Raw genomic sequence first — 1,729 nt, 5'->3', positions numbered from 1 at the left:
ACATTGACGGTAATAAAGTAACCCAGGATATTTTTAAAGAGCATGATCTGACGATGGTTAATATCTGGGCAACATTCTGCGGTCCCTGTTTGCGTGAAATGCCGGAATTGGGTGAGATTAATACGGAATATGCAGATAAAGGGTTCCAGATTGTAGGAATCGTAACAGATGTTATTACAAATGACGGTACCATTTCAGCCTCCCAGATCGAGACGGCGAAGTATGCAATTGAAGAAACCGGTGCAAGTTATAAACACCTGCTCCCGTCTATGGATTTGCTGATGGGACCGCTTCAGGAAGCTTCCGTAGTTCCTACCACGATATTTGTAGATAAAGAGGGCAAACAGGTGGGAGAAATTCAGACAGGTGCCAGAAGTAAAGAAGACTGGGAAGTAATTATAAAGGATTTACTGGAACAGGTAAAATAAAATTCATGAACTAATGGAAAAGGAGGATTAAAATGAAGGAATATGATGCATTAATAATTGGTTTTGGCAAAGGTGGTAAGACACTTGCAGGAAAACTGGCGGCACAGGGAAAACGCGTTGCACTGGTGGAGAAATCAGATCAGATGTATGGAGGTACCTGTATTAATGTAGGATGTATTCCTTCAAAATCCCTTCTCCGCAATGCCCAGACAGCGAGAAGGAATTCAGGAACTGATTTTGCATGGAAGGCTGACTGGTATGCCAGGGCTATTCATGAAAAAAGAGATCTGACCGGGATGCTGCGTGGGAAAAATTTTGCAAAACTGAATGATCTGCCAAACGTAACTATTTATAATGGAACAGCCAGCTTTGTATCCAATACGAAAGTAAAGGTTCAAATGAAGGATGAAGTACTGGAAGTGGAGGCAAAACAGATCTTCATCAATACGGGAGGAACCCCTGTTGTTCCGGGAATCGATGGGCTTAAAGATAACCCCTATGTATATTTCAGCGAAACTTTAATGGATCTGGAAATACTGCCAAAGAAGCTGGTTATTATCGGCGGAGGATATATCGGACTGGAATTTGCCTCTATTTATTCGGGATTCGGATCAGAAGTGACGGTGCTGCAGGATGGTGAGATCTTAATTAAACGGGAAGACCGTGACATTGCTGATGCCATGAAAAAGGCACTTGAGGATTCCGGCGTTACGTTCCGTCTGGGTGCTCAGATTGAGCAGATACAAAACAAGGGAGAAAATGCATCCGTAACCGTTATCTGGAAAGGTGAGAGGCTGGAATTAGAGGCAGATGCCATTCTGGTCGCTACCGGAAGAAAGCCAAACACTGCAGAATTGAATGCACAGGCAGCAGGAGTAGAGCTTACGTCCAGAGGTGCAGTAAAGGTAGATGAGAACCGGAAAACTACGGCGCCTAATATCTGGGCGATGGGAGATGTGGTTGGCGGTCTGCAGTTTACATACGTGTCCCTGGATGATTTCCGCATTGTCTGGTCACAGTTAAATGAAGGGCAGTATAATGAGAAGAAACGCCAGAATGTGCCCTATAGTGTATTCATTAATCCATCGTATTCCCGTGTGGGATTGAATGAGGATGAGGCAAGAAAAGCCGGTTATCGTGTTAAAATTGCAAAGCTTGCTGCCGCAGCAATTCCAAAGGCACAGGTGTTAAAACAGCCTGTTGGTCTGTTAAAAGCCATAATTGATGAAGATACCAATAAAATTCTGGGCGCCATGCTGTTTTGTGAAGAATCCTATGAAATGATTAACTTGATTAAGCTT

2 protein-coding genes are annotated in these 1,729 nt (G+C 43.5%); both read left to right on the top strand.

What is annotated here, in order from left to right; all coding sequences use genetic code 11:
• Nucleotides 1–428 (top strand): TlpA family protein disulfide reductase (locus tag ACH2DQ_RS22765; protein ID WP_395028450.1); only part of this gene is annotated, 428 nt, incomplete at its 5' end.
• 32 nt (nt 429–460) lie between these two features.
• The coding region (locus tag ACH2DQ_RS22760) for an FAD-dependent oxidoreductase (RefSeq protein ID WP_395028448.1) at nt 461–1,729 on the top strand (1,269 nt) is incomplete at its 3' end.

The sequence above is a fragment of the Robinsoniella sp. genome (assembly GCF_034124845.1).
This window is presented reverse-complemented; position numbering and strand designations above follow the sequence as displayed.